This window comes from Nocardia puris (genome assembly GCF_036051655.1).
Lineage (GTDB): Bacteria > Actinomycetota > Actinomycetes > Mycobacteriales > Mycobacteriaceae > Nocardia > Nocardia puris.
Genome location: NZ_CP107943.1, coordinates 4816374 through 4835253 on the forward strand (window position 1 = coordinate 4816374; position 18880 = coordinate 4835253).

Here is an 18880-nt window from a genome sequence, read left to right on the forward strand (position 1 = left end):
TACGGGTGGTCCGGTCCGTCTCCGAAGCGCGGCCGATCCTTCGCAAGCTCTGGCGCTCGGGCGCGACCGTGGGATCGATACACACCCTCGGCGCGCTCCACGCGGCCCACGGCGAACTCATCAAGAGATCGGCGGCGGAGAACGATCAGACCATCGTGACCATCTACCCCAACAAGATCCAGCTCTTCGAGGGCTGCGTCTACCAGTACGACCTCGACGTCGATATCGACCTCGCGCAGCGGTGCGGCGCAACGTTGGTCATCGCTTCCGACGACGCGGAGATGTATCCCCCCGGGTACTCGACATTCATCGACCAGGGTGAGCGGGCACATCGGCTGAACAGTTCGATATTCGACTACGCGTCCAGAGGACAGGTAACCGGCGCGATCCGATGGATCAGCCTGTGCCGACCCACCGCCAGCTATTTCGGGATGAAAGACATCGAGCAGTCCCTCCTCGTCGAGCGAGCCGTGACAGATCTGCTGATCGATTGCGACATTCGCCACGTTCCATGCGTGCGGGACCGCCGAACGGGAATCCCGATTTCGTCGAGACTGCGGTTTCTGCCACCGGAACGCCTGAACGAAGTGGGCTCGGTGTTCCACGCGCTCGAAGCAGGCCGCCGCGCAATCCTGGCCGGCACGACCGATGCCGGGACAATCTTGGCCGGTGTCCGCACACATCTCGAAGAGCACTTGTCGACCTTCGACATCGTGTACCTCACTCTGGTCGACGCCACGGACTTCCACGCCATCGACTCGGCCGCATTGCCGTTCATCCTGCACTGTGCGATCACCGATGGATCATTGACCCACTTCGACGGCCTGTGCATCCGCACCGGTGGGGAACTGGCAAATTCGCCCGAGGTGATTTGGCTCGATACCTCGCACGACCGGTCGATCCCGTCATCCCAGACCGAGGAATCTCAATGACATTGCGGGTTCTCATCGGACTGCCCAGCTTCAACGGCGCCGACACCATCGGCAAGGTCGTCAGCGATATCGATGCCGCGCTTCGGACCTTGCCGTTCCCGGTGGAAGCGACGCACCTCAACGCCGACAGTTCATCGGTCGACGGCACCACCGGCGCCTTCCTCTCGACACCCACCCACTACCCCAAGAAAGTGATCAAGACAGGGTACTGGTCCGGACAAGGGGCCAACGGGAAAGCCATCCTCGAGGCCGCTCACAGCGAGGGCGTGGACGCGACGCTGATCGTCGACACCGACCTGGCAGCAGTCGACTACACGTGGGTCCATGCCTTGATCGGTGGCGTGCACACCGGCCGGGACTTCGTCTACCCTCTTCGCCCGCCGACGTGGAACGGTGGCGACCTCACCTACCAGCTGACCTACCCGCTCTTGGCCGGTGCCTCCGGAGTCGACCTTCGTGAGCCGCTGTGTGGCGACCTCGCACTTTCCGCATCCGCAGTGCGGGCTGTACTCGAAGCCGACTGGACAGCCGACGACCTTCGCTTCGGATTCCATGTGCTCGTCGCCTCGACAGCGGTGGCCAACAACTGGACCGCCGCCCGGCTGGAGGTGCGCCGCCGCAACCCTCTCCGAAGCTTCGGGCTGCGCCCCGCCGGCGAGTTCCGCATGGGCGGCAAGTTCGCCGAGACCAGCACGTCGGTCCGTCACCACATCCGCCGCATCGCACGCGAGGTGGTCCTTGACCGATGGACACCCAGCCCTGCGGAAACTCCGATCGACTCCACCTTCATCGTCCCGGCCCGCGACCCCGACATCAAGCGGCTTGCCCGCACGACCGCCCACCAGCTGCGCGAGGACGTCCGAAATGCGCAGCTGGACTGCTTCCCAGCCCCGCTGCGCGACCAGCTGGTCGAACACGCCCTCGGCGAGGCGGAACTCGGGATGAACTGGGAGCTGTGGCGCGAATGCCTGTTCGTGTGGCTGACAGCCGACGACGACAAGCAGATACCCGTCGACACCCTCGAGACGTTGTTCCTGAACCGTGCGGTCGGCCATCACACAGAGATCGCCGATCGGCCCGATTGGTACTCGACAGTCCTCGCACAAGCGCGTGACGTGTTCGCCCACCGAGATCGCTTTACAGGAGCCCCGTAACATTCTCCTTGTCAACGCGGCGCTCGGCGGCAAAACCGGGCGTCGCGACCCACCTCGATGCCGAAGGAATATCGTGAGCCGTCCGCAGGTCGTCAAACCAGGATCGATCAGTGGCTTCCCCGAGTGGTTGCCCGAGGTCCGGATGGTCGAACTGCATTGGCTCGACACCATCAGGGCCACGTTCGAACGCTACGGGTTCGCCTCCGTGGAGACCCCATCCGTCGAGGCGTTGGAGACCCTGCAAGCCAAGGGCGAGACCTCCCAGGAGGTCTACACCCTGCGTCGACTGCAGGCCGATCCCGACGATTCCAGCGACGCGCGCCTGGGCCTGCACTTCGACCTCACAGTCCCGTTCGCCCGCTACGTCGCCGCTAACCTCAACGACCTGGTATTCCCGTTCAAGCGGTACCAAATCCAGCGCGCCTGGCGGGGTGAGCGCCCGCAAGAGGGCCGCTTCCGCGAGTTCACCCAGTGCGATATCGACGTCATCGGTGTCGACCGGGTGCCGCTGCACTTCGATGCCGAGCTGCCGCGCATCATCATCGAGACGATGACGGCGCTGAACCTGCCGAAGTGGACCCTCTACACCAACAACCGCAAGATCCTGCAGGGCTTCTACCAGGGCCTCGACATCGCCGACCCGGTCGCTGTCATCCAAGCAGCCGACAAGATGGACAAGGTCGGCCCCGACGGAGTTCGCCAGATCCTGACCGGCAAGATCGGTCTGGATGACCGCCGGGCCGGGGCGGTACTCGACCTCGCCGCGATCCACGGCAACGATGCTTCGATCATCGACGCGGTCAAGTCCCTCGGCGTGCAGTCGGAGCTTCTGGTCGAAGGCCTCGACGAATTGGCATTCGTCCTGGACTCGCTGTCTGACCTACCTGAAGGCCTCGTCGTCGCGGACCTGTCCATCGCCCGCGGGCTCGACTACTACACCGGCACCGTGTACGAGGGAAGGTTCGACGGGTGGCCCACCTATCCCAGCATCTGCTCGGGCGGCCGGTACGAGAACCTGGTCGGATCCTTCGTCAACCGGTCTCTCCCCGGGATCGGGATGTCTATCGGGTTGACACGGATCTTCTCCAAGCTGGTGAGCGAAGGCATGCTCGACACCTCCCGCAAGTGCCCGACCGACGTGCTGGTCGTCGTTCCTTCCGACGAACGCCGCGCCGACGCCCTGGCTACCGCGGCACAGCTGCGGCAGCGTGGCTACAACACCGAGGTGTACCACCAAGCGGACAAGCTCGCCAAACAGCTTCGCTACGCCTCCCGCAAAGCGATCCCGTTCGTGTGGTTGCCGCCGTTCACCGACGACGGCCGTCATGAAGTCAAGGACCTCGCGACCGGCGAGCAGGTCACAGCCGACCCGGCGACGTGGCAACGCCCGTAGCGGTACCTCGACGCTGACCTACTTGTCGGCCGCCAGCCGAGCGAGCTCAGTCAGCAACTTCGGGTAATCCCATCCCGCGGCACCCATGACCTTGGGAAATACGCTCACCTCGGTCAGCCCCGGGATGGTATTCACCTCGTTCACCAGCAGGGAGCCGGTTCGCTCATCGAGGAACAGATCAACCCGAGCGAACACCGAACACCCCAGCGCCGTGAACGCGCCGACTGCCAACTCACGGGCACCGGCAGCCGTGACCTGATCGATCGGCGCCGGGCACGCGAACAGCGGGTTGCCCAAGCGCACCTTCTCCTCGTACGTATACAGATCACCCACCGGCACGCACTCCCCGGCCGGGGACACCACCAGCGACGACCCGCCAGCATCGCCGACAACACCCACCACCAATTCCCGATGAGGAATCGCCTCTTCGACCAGCGCGGCCGAATCCCAACGAAACGCTTCCCTCAACGCTGTCGCCAAGTCGCCCTCAGAGTCCACTCGACCAATACCCAGGCTGGACCCGCCACGGACCGGCTTGACGAACCACGGGGGTGCTCCGACCACGTCACGAAGGTGCTTGATCGCCGAATGCGGAGAGCGCATGTATCGACTCCGCTGGACGGATACGCCTTTCGCTGTCGGCAGGCCCGCCGCTGACAGCACATCCTTCGCAAGTGACTTGTCGAAACACACCGCTGACGAAGCGGCACCGCAGCCCACCAGCGTCAGCCCATAGGCGGTGAGCAGCCCCTGCAGAGTTCCATCCTCACCCCACCGCCCGTGAGACACCGGGAATCCGAGCTGAAAGCCATCGAAGACGGCTGCGTCCGGTGGGCCGTCGAACTCCTCCGCATCGCCCCCGCCGCCTGGCATGTCATCGTGCGGAGTCGCCCCTCTGGTGAGTCGATCCGGATCCGATTGGCGCCATAATCGTTCCAGCGCACCATCACCTACCAGCCATCGCCCCGACTTCGTCACTCCGGCGGGCAGGACATCCCATCCGATCGCACCGGCGTTGTCCAGCACGGCTCGCGCGCTGGACAGACTCACCTCGTGTTCTGGCGTGTCACCGCCGAACACGACAACAATCCGCGTACCCATCGACTTTCCTCCTGTATCTCGACATTCGTTCTCAGATACATTGTCCTGGAACCGATTAGAGAGCCAGGACGATGACCGTGACCTCCCGCCACACGGATCTCCCTCGCGGCTTCAGCGACGCCGATTCCACGCGAACGGCCGCGCTGCGTCGAGTGGAACATCGCTGGTTCGAGAAATGCGCTCTCGCCGGGTTCCGGGCCGTGGAGGTTCCTCCGGTCGGATTCGCCGACACCTTCACCACCGGGCACTATGCCTCCGGTGACCGCATTTACCGATTTCCCGACCGCAGAGGACGCGAACTGGCCCTCGTATCCGACAGCCTGCCAGCACTATTGAGATTCGCAGGCACTCATCGCCTGCCCGAACAGCGACTCAGCTACCGGTGTCCGGTCTTCCGATACGAACGCAAACCTCGCCGATACTTCCATCACCTGGGTCTGATGGAACTCACCCGACCCACCATCGAACAGGCCAACCAGATATCCGCACTGCGCCGACTCATAAGCACCGTCACCGCGTTCCTGCCATCGAGTCTCGCAGCAGACTTCACCATCAGTAACCCCGCGATCTGGTTCGATCTGGTGCGAATGTTCGTGCGCCCCGAACAGGTCGGCGACTACGTGGACAGACTGCGACGCGTGCCCGTCGACGAACGGCAAGCGATGCTCGTCGCCGACAACGCTCCCCCCGCCGCTGTGGCTGTCGCCGATCTCCTGGCGCAACGCCGTCCGCACGACGACACGACCACGGTTCCCGAGCCGATTCGTTCCGGCATCGATTGCGCGCGACAACTCGTCGAACAGCTACGTCGCCAACGGATTCGCGCCGACACGGACCTCAACGAACTACACGCCAGCGAGTTTCACGACGGACTCGCATTCGTCGTGCGCCACAACGGCGTCGTGCTGGGCGACGGCGGAAACTACAGCAGCTTCGCCTCGAAGTTCCTCGGCTTCCCTACGTCGGCATACGCGGCCGTCACCGGACTCGAGCGCATCACCGATCTGACGGACTCATCGGCCGAACCGGTCAGAGCCGCGGATCTCGCGATCCTGTCCTTCCCTGACCACCTGTCCACAGAACACGCTCATCATCTCGTCGCGAACCTGCGCGGACGCGGGATCGCGGTGTGGGACTGCGAGTTGACCCTGCCACTTCGCCGCCACCTTCGTGACTTCGCAGATCTAAACATCCCCTTGTCAGTTCTGATCGGACCCGAAGAAACCAAGTCGGCTGAATATCGAGTCCGTGATCGGTCCGGCGAGGTGTGCCGGGTTCCGCACGATGAGCTTGCGGATTGGATCATGGACTGGAACCGGTCCAGCCAAGCATCGGCCGCGAGACAAGCGAGAGGAGATATCCGGTTGTGAGCGCCCACGTGTTCGAGGATCGTGTTGCGGAGGCTACGCACCGCCCTACATCGCGCCCTCGGCCACGGCGACCCCGGCCTGGTGATCGCGACCACCGCCCGCGGCCTCACCGACCATCACGACCCCACAGGCATGGTCTGGGCCATGCTGACCGCAGCAAGCAGCGACACAGTCACCGAACGACTCCGACTGACCGACCTGTCAACGACACGACCTGCCCGGACGCGGCTTCGCGTCGTACACCCCCAGCGCCAGGCCAGTCCTACAGCGAAGCCGCCTTCGACCGCGTCGACTCGCAAACCGTGATCTGTTCGTGGAACGCCCGCAGTCGAGCAGCTCATGCCCGGCTTCAGGCGCGCACCTTCATGTCGGCTGCTGCCAGGCACCCTGGCAGGCGACAACTAGTTCCGATGGAGGTTAGCGGCTAACGATTCACGCAGCACATTCAGTGCTTGCGTCCAGGGGAGTGGTCCGGTGTCGCCGTCGTCGGTGATGCGTACGAACCGCACGCCCCACTCTGCCAGCCGGACCCGCGCCTCACGCACGGCCGGGAAGTTCATCTGTTCCTGTTTGGCGTGGGGGATCGCGACGACGGGCAGTCCGCCACCGACGGCTTCGATCAACAGCGCGAGCGGCAAGGTGTCACCGATACCGGCTGCCCATTTCGCCATCGAGTTCGTGGTCAGTGGCGCTGCGATGATTGCGTCGGCCGGAGGCAGGAGGTCCTCGGTTCCTGGCTGTTTGAACTCCCAGCGCACTGGGTGAGTCGTCTGCGCTTCCAGTTGTTCGATGTCGAGGAATCGGGCGCCGTTCGGTGAGGCGACGACGCACACGTCCCAGCCGTCGGATTGGGCGAGTTTGACCAGTTCGCGGACCGTGTCGGCGGGTGACGCGCCGGTCACGATGGCATACAGCACCCTAGTGCGCTCTGTCATGAGGCCATCATGGCAGTTACGTCGGGCTCCGTCGTGGGCTACGCCACCACTACGCCTACACGGTGGGCGAGTTCGCCCAGTTTGCCCGCGGTGAGGCCACGCTTGGCTTCCCGCATCAACTGGGCAAGGGCATCATGCACGGCATCGGTGTTCCGGAAGTGTTCCGGCGCAGTGCTTTCCGCGCGCAAGAAGGCTTCGAGGGCGGCTTCATCAGCCCGGAGTGAGGCCGCTGCGCGTCCGATTTCGACCCAGTACTGGGCAGTTCTGCCCGGGGTCGGCAGGGTTTGCGGATGGAGTTTCTTGGCCAGGTCGAGCACGACGTCTGGTTCCTGGGCTTCCATAGCGATGGACATCTTCCACAGGGCAACGTTCGATGAGCCGAACGTGGGGTTGGCGACGATGGTTGAGCTGTCGGCGGTGATAGGGCGGTCGAGGCGTGCCGCGTACTCGGCGGCGTGTTCCAAGTGGTCACGAGGGTCGCCGCCGGTGGCGGCGGTCGCCAGCGCCGCCTGCAGGTGCAGCATCCCTACCGTTTGCACCTCGTTGGCCGTGCGTGTTCGCGCACTCAGGACAGCGGCCGTGTGTTCGACGTGATGCAGCGCGGCCTTCGCCGAGGCCGGTCGCGCAAGTTGGACCTGGCTGCTGACGAAGGCCGCAGCAGCGGCTCCCGGTCCGCTGTTGATGGTGCGTGCAGCCTCTTCGGCGGCTCGCGCGGCGGTCCAGGCGACCGAGATGTGTCCGCTGGCACGCATCACCACCGAGGCGTCGAACGCGACCTGAGTCAACAAGTCCCAGGCGACACGCTGATCTTCGGCCGCGCCTTCACGGGCGTGCCGGTAGAGGTCGGTGATCAACGGCCCGACAAGCAGCGCGAGGGTGGTGTACTCGCCGGCCATGTTGAGTTGCGTGACCGCCCGGGTTGCGGCTACGAGCGTAGAAATCGAGCGCAATGGCCCCGAGTCGGGACCGTTTCCTGCGGCCCAGAACGCGGCTTCGACGTCAGGTACCAAGGCCGCGAAGTCGTCGACCTGTGCCAGTGGGGCGTTGCTGCTGGCCGCTGCTGGCTTGGGTAGCGTCGCAGCAGGCACCGTGTCCGGGTCAACGCTCGGCGCGTTCTCAACGCTTGCGCCGGAGTTGTTGCGCTGCATGCCTTTCGCGTGGCGCGCACGCCAGGCGGCTTCGCCTTCGGCCACAAGCTGTTCGAAACGTTCCCGGTCTTCCGGCGTGGCTCGTTGGGCGTAGGCGGTGTCGAGGAGTGATTGGGTGTGCGCGCGGAGTTTGACCGCGCTCAGTCCCGACCTCCAATTGCTGATCGTGGTGGTCTCGACGCCAAGCATCGTGGCGAACTGCCGAACCGGTTGCCTCATCGCCTCCTGCAACACGGCAGCTTCGAAGCCGGTCCACGCCTGCCCTCGTATCATGCGGCCCCTAATTCCCGCTCCTGAACTGGGAAATGCCTACGGTACGCCCACGCTACACCCACAGTGTGCCGTTCCTCCCGATGCTGCTGACAGGCCACGATTTTCACTAGGAACCCATTCCCGGAACCAGCCGCGGCGGGTTCCGAACATCCAGTGCGAGATGCAGGAGCAGCGTGGTGAATCCATGGGCATTCCGGTCGACCGCCGTCGTGGTCATTGTGACCGACGCGCTGTATGACCTCGATGACGTGATCGCGATCTGGATCGCGGCGCGTGTGGTGGGCCGCGATCGGCTGGTGGTGGTGTCGGCTGATGATCCGGGCGGGCGCCGTGCCCGTGTGCTGCGCGCCTTCCTCGACGGATTAGGGCGTGAGGACGCCCGGGTAGTGGCGGGCTCGGAGTTGCCGGGATCGCCGCAGCGGTTCGTTCTGCCTGACTATCTGGTCCCCGACATCTCTTCTGGCGCTGTCGAATCGGCGGTGGTGGATGCTTTGGTCGACTTGTGCGAGCAGTCACCGATCGTTGTGGGGATGGCGCCGTTGACCGACGTGGCGCGCGTGCTGGTGGCCAGGCCCGATCTCGCCGAGGCGAGCTCCCTGTTTCAGATGGGTGGATGGCTTGACGCGTATCGGGACATGTCGCGCGCCTCCCACAATCTCAGGCTGGACCCCGCGGCGGCGGGCCTGGTCCTGCGGATGGTGCCGGCGCCGAAGCTGCTGCTGTCGACCCACACCAACGATTCGCGGCTGCGGTTGACACTGGACTCGCCGCTGGTGGGATGGCTCACCGGCCCGGACGCGCCCACGGAGACGGCCGTGGTCGCGGCGAACGCCGAGGGGTGGTTCGCGCGTCGGCCGTCGAGCACGGTGGGTGATTCGTCGTGGCGGCCGGGCAGCTGGATGGCCGATCCCCTCGTACTGGCGTGGGCGCTGGGTGTGCCTGGCGTCGTGGAGTCCGCGGCGGAGACGATCCGTGTCGCGGCGGACGCGCGCATGTATCGGGTGCCTCGCGGCGCGTCGGTCGAGGTGTCGACCCGGATCGATCTGATCGCGTTCCATACCTGGATGTCGGGGTGCCTTCCGCTCGGTGCACACAAGATCCCTGACACCGCAACAGAATTCGCGCGTGGGGAGGTGCTGCGATGAGTGGGCGCTGTGGCGCGTTCGTCCCGTTCGACGGGCTGCTCGTGCCCGGCGCCCGGGTCGTCGACGGCACGCTGGTCCTGCCCGAGGGCCACTCCGCCCACTTCGCTGTCGGCGCCGGTGATTTCACCGACGGCCGCCTGGACCTGGGTAACGCCTCGATCGCCGCCGCGCGCGGCGCACTCGCCGCGCTGGTGTCCTACGCCCACCAGCGCGAGGTCGGCGGCGTACGGCTCATCGACCGCGACTCGATCGACGAGGACCTCGCCACCCAGCTGGGCCCGGTATACGCCGCGACCGCGCTCGGTCGCCGCCTGCGCACTCTGCGCGCGGCGACGATGAGTGAATCATCCACCAGCACAACCGATTTCGCACTGTTGGTGATGCTGGCCAAGCCGTTATTGTCGGACATCGCGCTGTCGGCGATCATGACCGTCCACGACGACACCGGCGCCCACGCCCACCTGCGCGCCAACCGGATCGCCGACCTGCTCGGCGGTGTCGGGTCCATCCGTACCGCCGAAGGCGCCAACCGCGTCCTGCGCGTCGTGGCGGGCTCGCGCGCCGACCTGCGTCACGCACGGCTGCCCGGAGCCGAGTTGTCGTGGCCGGGTGCCGACATTCTCATCGCCCGCGAAGACGGAATCGCCGCCGACCGAACCGCGGGCGACCTCGACCGGCTCGACGCCGCCGGCCCGGAGGCGGCGGCCGAGATGGCCGCCCAAGCCACCGCGATCCGGCTGGCCGCGCAGGCGGTGGCGCTCGATCTCGCCGACACCACCGACCCCACCGCGCGCCAGCTCCTGGAAGACGTGCTCGGTGAGGTCACCCTCACCGCCATCCTCGACCACGGGCAGTGGCATCACGAGCACGGTCACCTCTCACAGGAAGACCTGAGCGCGTTCCGGACCCAACGCCGCGCCCACCGCACCCGCCTCGCCGCGCACGCGCGCCTGCTCACCACCGCGTTCGCGGTACCCGCCATCCCTCGCGCGCCGCTGTTCTCGGCCAACTACCTCGAGGAGTACCCGTGATGTCGGCAACGTCATGGCTGGTCACGGCCGTCATCGTCGTCGCGCTGCTGGCCGCGGTCGCCGTCGCGCTCACCCCCGGAAACCGGACACCGACCCACGCCCGCCACCGCAGCGTCGGACCCCGCCAAGCCCGCCGCGCCCGATCGGGAAGGAAACCATGACCCCCGACACCATCACCCACTTCGCCGTCGACCTGGTGGCCCAGATCGGCAATCCGTCCCCGGAGGCACCGCCGGCCTGGAATCGCCGAAGATGGTCGCCGGGGCCATGATCGGCGGCGTCATCGCGACCAGCGCGGGCACCAACATGAACGCGGTCATCGGATGACCCCGGCAACACCTGGTGAGACCGATGCGCGGGGACCGCCACGCGCTGACGGGCATCGTGTTCGCGGCGCGGCGAATACGGTCCGCAGCCAGTGTGGCGAAGTGATCGTGCCACCGTCTGGCTGGCGATGAGCGGATCGTGCAGGGCGCGGGCGACTTCGGTGTCGAGCGCTCCGGCCAGCGCCTCGGCGAGACCGACTTTGCGCAGGATGCCGAGCTGGTGCAGCCGCTGGGAGTGGACCTGCTGTTCGACCTCCCGGATCTGGCGCGGGATCGCGATCGTGTTGGCTGGGTCAGCTGAACTGAACTGAAACGCCCGCGGACAGGGGCCTGTGGAGGAACAGTCCCGTTCAGCGGTATTGTCCCTGCTCAGGGGATGGATGTCAGTGGGTCGGGATAGGCTGCGGCGATGAGTAATTTTGACGATGCGCTCGCCTCGGCGCGCCGAGATGCCGAGTGGCGCATCGACATTGCGCAATCCGACCAGCGCTCCAAGGATGCACTCGCTGAACAGGTCACTCATGTCCTGGCCGAGGCCTCCGAGCAGTTCCGTGCTCTGCCCGAGGGGTTGAGGTTGCAGCTGGCGCGGCCCAAGAAGCTGTTCGAACGTACGAGCTCCGGTGTCACCGACGTCGACGGGAAGCGCTACGTCGTGATCGACGAACAGCGCTGCTGGATCGTGCCGCCGTACGGCGGCCGGTCACATGGTTCGGATGTGTTGTTCACCGAGCGCGGCGAACTGTTCTACGTCCTCATCCATGGCCGGTTCCTGGCCCCGGGTGGCCCACCCGACCTGATCAGCCCGGACCCACTGGCCATCCCGGTTGCCACACCACCGAGCGGAGTCGACGTGGCCAAGGAGTTCTCGCATGGCCGCCATTACGGCGAGGAGCAGGAGCGAGACGCTGCGGTGATCCGGGCATTACGTAGCGCGCTCGCGCAGTGCTTCGTGGAATACGAACGCGCCCTCGGCAACTCGGAGCCGATCGAGGATCTGTTCCAGAAGTGGCCGATTCAGTGGCGTAGCGGCTAGAACGGATAGGAATCGCCGGTGAGTTGGGTGCGGGTCGACTCGCCGAGCGCTGTGGCGATAACGTCGCGGCGGCCGCCGTAGAGGTGCGCGACGCCCAGGCGGGTCAGCATCGCGTGCACCTGGTCGGCACTCCACTGCACTTTCTGGTTTTCCAGCCGGTGGAGGTAGTAGCGGAACACGTCGAAGTCTTCGACCACGATGTCGGTCTTCTCCGGGTGAGCGTGGACGTCCAGGGACGGAACATGCTGCCCAGGAAGCAACATCACCACGACCAGGCCGTAGACGAAACATCCCCGGTGGGTCACCTGGCTGGCCCAGTTCTTCATCGCCAAGGTGTTCGTGCGGACTTGGCTGATGGGGTTGTGGTTGTAGGTGTTGCCGTAGATGTCGGCGATCTGCCCGTCCTCCATCAACCAGGGCCCGTTCGGCGGCACGACGAGCGTGCCGTGCTGTTGACTGCGGAATCCCTTGATCTCAACCGCGATACAGCGCTGCTTGGTCCAGATCAGCGCGTCGAGCTGGCGACTGCGACCACGATGGGGAACATCGACGTTGAGCAACGCCACCCCGGGCTGAGCCGGGCTCCACCCGACCCATTCGGCGAACCGCTGCTCCGCGGTCGACAACTCCGTGTCCTGGTTGACCAACAACAGCACAGCGACCTCCCCGCCTTTGGCCGGCCGTCGTTGATGTGGCCGGTCTCGCTCACGATCTCTGTGCCAGTGTGGCACGCGACACCGACACCCTGAAGTTGTTCGCGCGCAGCGCCTTCGAGCACGGCCGCCACCGGCGGAGGTGTTGATCCGGTGGCAGGCCCGGACCGATCCCGCCGCGCGACGACGGCATTGATCGGTCCGGGCCCACGGTCGTCAGCCGGTGGCGCTACTGGGTCGCAGTGGTCGTCTCTGGCAAGCCCGCAAAGAAGTCGGCGAGCATGGCGTTGTCTTCGTAGGCGAGGTCGGTCGCCGCAGCGTCCTGCTCGGTGAACCAACGCAGCCCTTGGCCTTCGGTGAGGACGACGTCCTCGATTTCGAAACTCACGCGGGCGTGGAAGGTGTGCTCGACCCCGAAATGCAGGTCACGAGTACAGACGTGATCGACTTCGCTGGGATCGAGCACGACACCGATCTCTTCATCGATCTCGCGCACGATCGTTTCCAACGGTGTTTCGCCCGCCTCGATCATCCCGCCCAGCAAAGACCACTGGTTCGGATAGGCGATCTCGGTTTTGTCGTCGCGTAGGTACATGAGGACTTCGCGGCGATCGTTGAGCAGGATGATCTGGGTGCCTTCACTTTTCACGGGATGCGCCCTTTCGCTAGCGGTGGTAGGCCGTGGCGAGCTTGGTCACCGCGGCGGCGACGTCACCGACATCGGTGACGGTCATCTTCGGGTACAGCGGCAGCGAGATGATCCGGGCCGAGACATCCCGCGCAACTGGGAACTGCGCCGGGGTCGATGCCGCGAACCCGCTGATGGTACGGCTGAAGGTGCAGGGAAATGAAGTGCACACCGACACCGATTCCTTCCGCGCGCAGGGCCTCGATGAACTGATCACGGTCGACGGTGAGCACGTCGAGGTCGAGCTGGATCACATACAGGTGATGGGTGTGGCGGACACCAGGCAGTCGCGTCGGGCGCCGGATCCCGGGTACGCCGGCGAGCAGCTGGTCGTAGAGGTCGGCGTAGCGGGCGCGGGTGGCGATGAACCCTTCCAGACGTGGGAGTTGGTGCAGCCCGACCGCGGCCGAGACGTCGGGGATGTTGTATTTGAACCCGGGCTCGAGCAGTTCCCAGTGCGGTGACCCGTTGGGCGCGTACCGGTTCCAGGCGTCGCGGCTGATGCCGTGCAACGACAGCACCCGCGCCCGTTCGGCAAGATCGTCGTCGTCAGTGACCAGCAATCCGCCTTCGATGGTGGTCATATTCTTGGTCGGGTAGAAGCTGAACGCGGCCATGTCGCCGGTTTGGCCGATCATCTTGCCGCCGGACTCGGCGCCGAACGCGTGGGCGGCGTCCTCGATCACCCGCAGACCGTGCTTGGCGGCGAGGGCGTTGATGGCGTCGATGTCGGCGGGTTGGCCGGCCATGTGAACCGGCATGATCGCCTTCGTGCGGGCGGCTCACGAGAACGAGCGCGCCGGGTCTGGGTTACGGCCGAGGATGTAGTAGTGCGCGATCGACTCCCGCAGCTGCCCGGATGGCTCGCAGGCGAGCAACTGTGCTCGAAGGTCGGTCTCGAATCCTTCTGCGAGAGCAGGATCCTGGCGAATCCGGGCAGTGTAGGAGGTCGACCACAAGAACCCGAGAAACTCATCGACCGTCCAGGTGTGCGGTGTGGGGAACTGGTACTCGGCGACGTCGACGAACCCCGCTTCGCGCAGCACGTCTTCGTGAGTACGCCGCGCTGGTGTGTTGCTCGCTGCTATAACAGGTGCCGCACTCGCCGGGCGTCCGGGTTCGCCGGACAATCGCGCCACGACGTCGACGGCGACGGCTTGCCACGGCTCGGTCCCGCTCCAGGGTGTGCTGCTACCCAGGATGGCCAGGCAGCCATCCTGGGCTAGCCACTGGCGGGTGCGCTCGGCACGCTGGACAGGAAGTGGATCTCCCCGCCGCACTGGTGCGTGGTCATCGCTTCGCGGACCTGCCGCAGATGGGTCAGCGCGAGCTGTTCGAACCGGAAGCACCCGGTGCACACGGTCACCTTCTCCACACTCGACAGCCCTGTGCCGGTGTGGTCGTCGCACAGAGTGGAGAAGTAGGCGTTGAGATCGTCCAGCGCCAGGCGGGGGTCGTTGGCTTCTTCGAGGGTGTTCGGGCAGAACACGCAGCCGGTGCATGCGCTACGCGCGTTGGAGTTCAACGTCAGGACCCGGCCCTCGTTGCGCCAATACCCGAGCACCGCGTCGTCAGCCTCGGCGACGTCGATGACCGCGACCTGCTCACCACCCAGCAAGACCTTGGTATCGACCAGCTTGAACGGTGACCTGCGTCGGCCCAGCGACAAGATCATGTACAGCTGATCATCCGGACGGGCGTTCAGCCGCAGCCGAAACCGCAACCGCGACACCCCGATATCGGCGTCCAGACCGCACGCATTGAGCGCGATCAACATGATGTCGTCAGCGTCGATGCCCCACCGGGTGGCGAGTCGATCGGCGTCGGCCCTGGTCTTGAGCATGTGTACCTACCTCTTGTGGCCGGTGTCAGTGGACGGGTTTGGCTGGCATGGGTTTGTCGACGTAGAACAGGTCCGAGACCAGGTCGCTGTACTCGAGTTCGAGCTCGGCGAGCTGAGTCCACGCCTGATGCATCCGCTCCGAGCGCGCTCCGGACGCCACCAGCTGACGCATCGCCTGTTCGGCGGCCGCGGCCATCCGATCGATCAGCACGCCGATCGTCGGCGGATAGGTGATCGCCAGCAGCGGTTCGACAGCGGTGATCAGTTCGTTGATCCGGGTGATGAATTCGCTTCGACGGCAGTCGCATTCGGCTGCCAGATCTGGCGATTCGGTGCGCGTTCCGTGCAACCGCACCAGCTCGCGCGCCCACGAGCAGATCGGGTCCGAGTCGTCGAGGCCGCGACACAGCGCGATCAGCAGGCGGTTTCGGGCGGGCAAGTGGCAGCGGCGTTCCTGCGTGATCGGCGGTGTGCGCATGGCTCTCCTCCCACCCAGCGGCCGCCCTGGGGTGGCCCCCGCTTGTAGGCGGTGCACGGGCTAACTGGTTCTCACACGGTACCTATCCGCCTGGGGGTTGTCCACCTGGTGGATAGGTACCAGGTGGCGGGGGGAGTGCGGATGTCCGCTAACACTCCGGTAGCGTCTGTGCTATGCCCAAACAGCCCGAATACCTCTCGATCGCAGCCACCTTGCGGGCCGAAGTGCTCGCCGGGGACTACGACGCCGAGCCATTTCCCGGCAACGGTGATCTCGCCGAACGCTTCGACGTCAACATGAAGACCGCTGGGCGGGCTGTCCAACAACTGGTCGCCGAAGGACTCGTCATCGCCCGGCCCGGAATGCGGGCGGTACCCACCCCACCCGAACTGCGCGGCACCCGATGGCCGATGAACGGCCGCTACGCCCGCGCCCGCGCCGCCCGAGGGCTGGTCTTCGCCGGCGACGTCAGCGGCAACGTCCGCAAGGACACCGTCAGCCGTGAATGGGTGAGCGCTCCGCTGCCGATCGCTCACCTGCTCGGTGTCAAAGAAGGGGCGCGCGTCTTCCGCCGCCGCAGCCGCACCTTCATCGACGACGTCGCGACCGAGGACACGATGATGTTCTTCCCCGAACAGGTCGTCCACGCCGCCCCCGACCTCGAGACCGCCGACCGTATCCAGGTCGTCGCGCTCATCGAAGACGCCGGACACACCGTGACCCGAACCGCCAACGAGATCCGTGCCCGGCACGCCAACCCCTCCGAACAGCAACTGTTCGGAATCGGCGCGAACAGCATCGTCATCGAGCACATCCACGGAACCTACGGCGCCACAGACGAACCCCTCGAAGCCGTCATTAATGTCCGTCCCGCACACGGTGGCGCCATCACCTTCGACACCTACGAAGCACCCCTCGACAACGAATAGAAGGAGCCCCGATGCCCACCACCACGACCGTCCGAAGCCGGCTGGCTATCGCGCTCGATACCAGCGATCTGGACACTGCGGTGTCGATCGCCAAGGCTGTGCAGCCCGACATCGGCATCGCCAAAGTCGGCCTTCAACTGTTCAGCGCGGCCGGACGCGACGCCGTGCGCGCGATCCAGGATCTCGGCATGGACGTCTTCCTCGACGTCAAGCTGCACGACATCCCCAACACCGTCTACGGAGCCAGCACCGTCCTCGGAGCCCTCGGCGTCCAATACCTGACCGTCCACGCAGGCGGCGGAACGGCCATGCTCGAAGCCGCGGTGAAGGGACTCAGCGAAGGCGCGAGCGGCGCCGGATTCGCAGCCCCGACCGTGCTCGCAGTCACCGTGCTGACCAGCGCACCGGACGCATCGCCGGAACTTCTCAACGAACGCGTGGCTGCGGCCGTCGCTGCCGATTGCGGCGGCGTCGTCTGCGCGGCCAGCGACCTGCCCGTCATCCGCGCCGCAGCACCCGACATCCTGACCGTGGTCCCCGGCATCCGTCCGGCCGGCGGCGCAGTGCACGACCAGCAGCGAGTGGCGACCCCCGACGCCGCCATTCGCAGTGGCGCAAGCATTCTCGTTCTCGGTCGAGCGATCACCGCCGCTCCGGATCCCGCCGAAGCCGCACGAGCCATCGCCGAGGAAGTCGCGCAGGCCCTCTGACCGAACCCACCCGATCGGCGGATCAATCGCCGTCGCCGAAGGCAGCCCACGCCCCGGCGGCGGCGAACATCAATCACGTGATTGCTCGCGGCCCGCGCACCGATACAGCCTCGGACCCATCAGGGCTGGGAGCCGGATTCCTTGGCCAGCGCCATGATTCGATCCTCGGTTGGTTCGTAGACGCCACCGAAGGTGAGCGCGTGGAATTGCTGTTCGAGTTCGTCGTGCCTCGCCTCCTGCGCTGCGGGCAAAGTTTCACAGATGAGCCGCGCCTTGCGGGGATCGTCGTCGTACATGGCCGAGACCAGATTCGCGGCGTGGAATGTATCCGTGGCGATCAGGCGAAGGTCGGGCGGCACGGAAGCATCGGATGAGATGGCGTGCAGCAGATCTTTCAGCGCGGACGCGGTGTCTCGTGCCGCTCGTCGAAGCTGGGTTCGCGCCGCTTCGGTGAGGGCGTCGGGGGTGATCAGCCCTGGCGGCAGCGGCTGATCCTCGGCGTAGCAGTAGCGGCGAACGACCGGCGCTCCTGCGCCGTTGGCGAGGTGATCGGGTGCGTCGTCGCCGATTTCGACGATGTGCCAGTGCTGGCGCTCTTCGGTCTCGTCATCGGTTGTTCGGTACAGCAGGCCAGCTGCCACGCCGATCGCGGTGAAGGCGTTCATCGCATAGGCGAATCGGATCGGCACGGGCAGGCTCGGGAGCTGCCTGAGCTGGTCGGTGTGGGAAGCCACCCATGCGATCGTGTGCTGGGCCTCGGCGTCGAGCGCTGCGGCGGGATTCATGCAGGGCAACCTACCGATAAGGCCGGTGCGAACCCGGCAGAAACACCTGAGCAACAGCGGCAAGTCTGGCCCTCAACTCCACCGGTCGACCACCGGTGACATCAGATATAATGAGATGCCATCATTGATGGCTTCGATGAGGGATGTGATGGCATATGAAGAACGTGACGATCCGGAAACTGAGCGACGAAGTACACCGCGCGATTCACCAACGCGCGGCCGCGCACGGCCGAAGCATCGAGGCCGAAATGCGCGCGATCCTCACCGAGGCGGTACAACCGCCCGAGCGGATCAAGCTCGGCACGCTCCTCGCCGGCGTCATCAGCGAAGAGAACCGGCTCACCGAGGACGAACGCGAAACCTACTTCGGCCGCGACAAGACACCGACCGAGCCGATGGCGTTCGGCCAGTGATCATCCTGGACACCAACGTCATCAGCGAGCCCACCACCAAAGCCCCGCACGAGCGGGTCACAGCATGGTTGGACGCCCAAGCCATCGAGACCCTGTACCTGTCGGCCGTCACCGTCGGCGAACTCCGATACGGCATCGCCGCCATGCCCACCGGCCGGCGCCGCGACGAGTTCACCGATTGGCTGGAGAACCACACCGTGCCCGCGTTCGCCGGGCGCATCCTGGCCTACGACCTCGAAGCCACCGCGGAATACGCCCGCCTGATGTCGGCCGCACGCGCCGCCGGGCTGGCCATCGCCACAGCCGACGGCATGATCGCTGCCACGGCGGCCGCCACGGGCTACACCGTCGCCACCCGCGACCGCTCGCCGTTCGAGGCCGGCGGAGTACCCACCATCGACCCGTGGCAGTAAGGCGCGAACCGTCACGACGATCAGCTCGTCGCTTCTTCGGCCTGACACCGGACCGGTAACGAACCGACCCACGGCCGCGGTCGCTCGATGACTGCGCCAACCCCTGCGAGATCTTGCGGCACCGGGG

Annotated in this window: 23 protein-coding genes and 1 pseudogene; 13 read left to right on the forward strand and 11 right to left on the reverse strand. The window is 65.8% G+C overall.

Going from position 1 to position 18880, the window contains the following annotated elements:
* Nucleotides 1–5: 5 nt before the first annotated feature.
* The 3 genes from OHB21_RS22160 to hisS are packed head-to-tail and all read left to right on the forward strand — an operon-like array spanning nucleotide 6 to nucleotide 3479.
* Complete coding sequence (locus tag OHB21_RS22160; protein WP_328435881.1) at nucleotides 6–932, forward strand: pantoate--beta-alanine ligase; 927 nt, start codon at nucleotides 6–8, stop codon at nucleotides 930–932.
* Complete coding sequence (locus OHB21_RS22165) at nucleotides 929–2086, forward strand: hypothetical protein (protein WP_328435883.1); 1158 nt, start codon at nucleotides 929–931, stop codon at nucleotides 2084–2086. The genes OHB21_RS22160 and OHB21_RS22165 overlap by 4 nt, the downstream gene beginning before the upstream one ends.
* A complete protein-coding gene (gene hisS / locus OHB21_RS22170; RefSeq protein ID WP_328435884.1) occupies nucleotides 1974–3479 on the forward strand; it encodes a histidine--tRNA ligase in 1506 nt (501 codons plus the stop codon). Before OHB21_RS22165 ends, hisS begins: the two co-directional genes overlap by 113 nt.
* 18 nt (nucleotides 3480–3497) lie before the next feature.
* Here hisS and OHB21_RS22175 read toward each other — a convergent pair whose 3' ends face one another.
* Nucleotides 3498–4580, reverse strand: a complete 1083-nt coding sequence (locus tag OHB21_RS22175; RefSeq protein WP_328435885.1) for a D-alanine--D-alanine ligase — start codon at nucleotides 4578–4580, stop codon at nucleotides 3498–3500.
* Nucleotides 4581–4651: 71 nt separating this feature from the next.
* On the opposite strand from OHB21_RS22175, the gene OHB21_RS22180 reads away from it, so the two are divergent.
* A complete protein-coding gene (locus OHB21_RS22180) occupies nucleotides 4652–5950 on the forward strand; it encodes an ATP phosphoribosyltransferase regulatory subunit (protein ID WP_328435887.1) in 1299 nt (432 codons plus the stop codon).
* Nucleotides 5951–6351: 401 nt separating this feature from the next.
* Here the strand turns inward: OHB21_RS22180 and OHB21_RS22185 are convergent, their stop codons facing one another.
* Both OHB21_RS22185 and OHB21_RS22190 read right to left on the reverse strand, forming a co-directional pair.
* Nucleotides 6352–6867 (reverse strand): flavoprotein, encoded by a 516-nt coding sequence (locus tag OHB21_RS22185; protein WP_328435888.1) that lies wholly within the window; start codon nucleotides 6865–6867, stop codon nucleotides 6352–6354.
* 56 nt (nucleotides 6868–6923) lie between these two features.
* Nucleotides 6924–8306 (reverse strand): hypothetical protein, encoded by a 1383-nt coding sequence (locus tag OHB21_RS22190; protein WP_328435890.1) that lies wholly within the window; start codon nucleotides 8304–8306, stop codon nucleotides 6924–6926.
* A 176-nt stretch (nucleotides 8307–8482) separates the two neighbouring features.
* On the opposite strand from OHB21_RS22190, the gene OHB21_RS22195 reads away from it, so the two are divergent.
* From OHB21_RS22195 to OHB21_RS22215, 5 genes are all read left to right on the forward strand, one after another.
* Nucleotides 8483–9451 (forward strand): nucleoside hydrolase, encoded by a 969-nt coding sequence (locus OHB21_RS22195; protein WP_328435892.1) that lies wholly within the window; start codon nucleotides 8483–8485, stop codon nucleotides 9449–9451.
* Nucleotides 9448–10482, forward strand: coding sequence for an acyl-CoA dehydrogenase family protein (locus OHB21_RS22200; protein WP_067509247.1), 1035 nt, complete (start codon nucleotides 9448–9450; stop codon nucleotides 10480–10482). Before OHB21_RS22195 ends, OHB21_RS22200 begins: the two co-directional genes overlap by 4 nt.
* Entirely contained in the window at nucleotides 10482–10643 is a 162-nt protein-coding gene (locus OHB21_RS22205; RefSeq protein ID WP_195142672.1) for a hypothetical protein, read from the forward strand. Before OHB21_RS22200 ends, OHB21_RS22205 begins: the two co-directional genes overlap by 1 nt.
* Nucleotides 10644–10947: 304 nt before the next feature.
* On the forward strand, nucleotides 10948–11109 hold the full coding sequence (locus OHB21_RS22210) for a hypothetical protein (RefSeq protein WP_157115835.1): 162 nt from the start codon (nucleotides 10948–10950) through the stop codon (nucleotides 11107–11109).
* 108 nt (nucleotides 11110–11217) lie between these two features.
* On the forward strand, nucleotides 11218–11841 hold the full coding sequence (locus OHB21_RS22215; RefSeq protein ID WP_067509253.1) for a hypothetical protein: 624 nt from the start codon (nucleotides 11218–11220) through the stop codon (nucleotides 11839–11841).
* On the opposite strand, the gene OHB21_RS22220 is transcribed toward OHB21_RS22215, so the two are convergent.
* The 7 genes and pseudogenes from OHB21_RS22220 to OHB21_RS22250 all read right to left on the reverse strand — a co-directional run bounded on the left by OHB21_RS22220 (nucleotide 11838) and on the right by OHB21_RS22250 (nucleotide 15503).
* Nucleotides 11838–12497 (reverse strand): nuclease-related domain-containing protein, encoded by a 660-nt coding sequence (locus OHB21_RS22220; protein WP_067509255.1) that lies wholly within the window; start codon nucleotides 12495–12497, stop codon nucleotides 11838–11840. The genes OHB21_RS22215 and OHB21_RS22220 overlap by 4 nt on opposite strands.
* Before the next feature lie 226 nt (nucleotides 12498–12723).
* On the reverse strand, nucleotides 12724–13143 hold the full coding sequence (locus tag OHB21_RS22225; protein ID WP_067509257.1) for an NUDIX hydrolase: 420 nt from the start codon (nucleotides 13141–13143) through the stop codon (nucleotides 12724–12726).
* A 16-nt stretch (nucleotides 13144–13159) separates the two neighbouring features.
* Nucleotides 13160–13246: a hypothetical protein gene (locus tag OHB21_RS37590; RefSeq protein ID WP_369689995.1), complete on the reverse strand. Its 87-nt coding sequence runs from the start codon at nucleotides 13244–13246 to the stop codon at nucleotides 13160–13162.
* Nucleotides 13206–13949, reverse strand: a pseudogene (locus tag OHB21_RS22235) (DegT/DnrJ/EryC1/StrS family aminotransferase); the annotation flags it as partial. The pseudogene OHB21_RS22235 and the gene OHB21_RS37590, both read right to left, overlap by 41 nt.
* A 15-nt stretch (nucleotides 13950–13964) precedes the next feature.
* The gene (locus OHB21_RS22240) at nucleotides 13965–14228 is read right to left on the reverse strand and encodes a hypothetical protein (protein WP_067509261.1); all 264 of its coding nucleotides are present in this window, start codon (nucleotides 14226–14228) and stop codon (nucleotides 13965–13967) included.
* Between the two features lie 176 nt (nucleotides 14229–14404).
* Complete coding sequence (locus OHB21_RS22245; protein ID WP_198161739.1) at nucleotides 14405–15025, reverse strand: hypothetical protein; 621 nt, start codon at nucleotides 15023–15025, stop codon at nucleotides 14405–14407.
* Nucleotides 15026–15050: 25 nt separating this feature from the next.
* Entirely contained in the window at nucleotides 15051–15503 is a 453-nt protein-coding gene (locus OHB21_RS22250; RefSeq protein ID WP_067509263.1) for a hypothetical protein, read from the reverse strand.
* Between the two features lie 173 nt (nucleotides 15504–15676).
* Here OHB21_RS22250 and OHB21_RS22255 point away from each other — a divergent pair, with 173 nt between their 5' ends.
* Nucleotides 15677–16432 carry a GntR family transcriptional regulator gene (locus OHB21_RS22255; protein ID WP_067509266.1) on the forward strand — a complete coding sequence of 252 codons (756 nt, stop codon included), beginning with the start codon at nucleotides 15677–15679 and terminating at the stop codon, nucleotides 16430–16432.
* An 11-nt stretch (nucleotides 16433–16443) separates the two neighbouring features.
* Nucleotides 16444–17142: an orotidine-5'-phosphate decarboxylase gene (pyrF, locus tag OHB21_RS22260; protein WP_067509268.1), complete on the forward strand. Its 699-nt coding sequence runs from the start codon at nucleotides 16444–16446 to the stop codon at nucleotides 17140–17142.
* 119 nt (nucleotides 17143–17261) lie between these two features.
* Here pyrF and OHB21_RS22265 read toward each other — a convergent pair whose 3' ends face one another.
* Nucleotides 17262–17990, reverse strand: coding sequence for a hypothetical protein (locus OHB21_RS22265; protein ID WP_195142686.1), 729 nt, complete (start codon nucleotides 17988–17990; stop codon nucleotides 17262–17264).
* A 92-nt stretch (nucleotides 17991–18082) separates the two neighbouring features.
* Here OHB21_RS22265 and OHB21_RS22270 point away from each other — a divergent pair, with 92 nt between their 5' ends.
* Entirely contained in the window at nucleotides 18083–18340 is a 258-nt protein-coding gene (locus tag OHB21_RS22270) for a FitA-like ribbon-helix-helix domain-containing protein (protein WP_067509272.1), read from the forward strand.
* On the forward strand, nucleotides 18337–18753 hold the full coding sequence (locus OHB21_RS22275) for a PIN domain-containing protein (protein WP_067509274.1): 417 nt from the start codon (nucleotides 18337–18339) through the stop codon (nucleotides 18751–18753). The genes OHB21_RS22270 and OHB21_RS22275 overlap by 4 nt, the downstream gene beginning before the upstream one ends.
* Nucleotides 18754–18880: the final 127 nt, after the last annotated feature.

What these genes read in the sequence shown, in the direction of transcription:
- OHB21_RS22175 (WP_328435885.1), bottom strand. Translation starts at nt 4,580, where the DNA reads ATGGGTACGCGGATTGTTGTCGTGTTCGGCGGTGACACGCCAGAACAC.
- OHB21_RS22245 (WP_198161739.1), bottom strand. Translation starts at nt 15,025, where the DNA reads ATGCTCAAGACCAGGGCCGACGCCGATCGACTCGCCACCCGGTGGGGC.
- OHB21_RS22255 (WP_067509266.1), top strand. Translation starts at nt 15,677, where the DNA reads ATGCCCAAACAGCCCGAATACCTCTCGATCGCAGCCACCTTGCGGGCC.
- OHB21_RS22250 (WP_067509263.1), bottom strand. Translation starts at nt 15,503, where the DNA reads ATGCGCACACCGCCGATCACGCAGGAACGCCGCTGCCACTTGCCCGCC.
- OHB21_RS22270 (WP_067509272.1), top strand. Translation starts at nt 18,083, where the DNA reads ATGAAGAACGTGACGATCCGGAAACTGAGCGACGAAGTACACCGCGCG.
- OHB21_RS22190 (WP_328435890.1), bottom strand. Translation starts at nt 8,306, where the DNA reads ATGATACGAGGGCAGGCGTGGACCGGCTTCGAAGCTGCCGTGTTGCAG.
- OHB21_RS22165 (WP_328435883.1), top strand. Translation starts at nt 929, where the DNA reads ATGACATTGCGGGTTCTCATCGGACTGCCCAGCTTCAACGGCGCCGAC.
- OHB21_RS22180 (WP_328435887.1), top strand. Translation starts at nt 4,652, where the DNA reads ATGACCGTGACCTCCCGCCACACGGATCTCCCTCGCGGCTTCAGCGAC.
- OHB21_RS22205 (WP_195142672.1), top strand. Translation starts at nt 10,482, where the DNA reads ATGTCGGCAACGTCATGGCTGGTCACGGCCGTCATCGTCGTCGCGCTG.
- OHB21_RS22215 (WP_067509253.1), top strand. Translation starts at nt 11,218, where the DNA reads ATGAGTAATTTTGACGATGCGCTCGCCTCGGCGCGCCGAGATGCCGAG.
- OHB21_RS22200 (WP_067509247.1), top strand. Translation starts at nt 9,448, where the DNA reads ATGAGTGGGCGCTGTGGCGCGTTCGTCCCGTTCGACGGGCTGCTCGTG.
- pyrF (WP_067509268.1), top strand. Translation starts at nt 16,444, where the DNA reads ATGCCCACCACCACGACCGTCCGAAGCCGGCTGGCTATCGCGCTCGAT.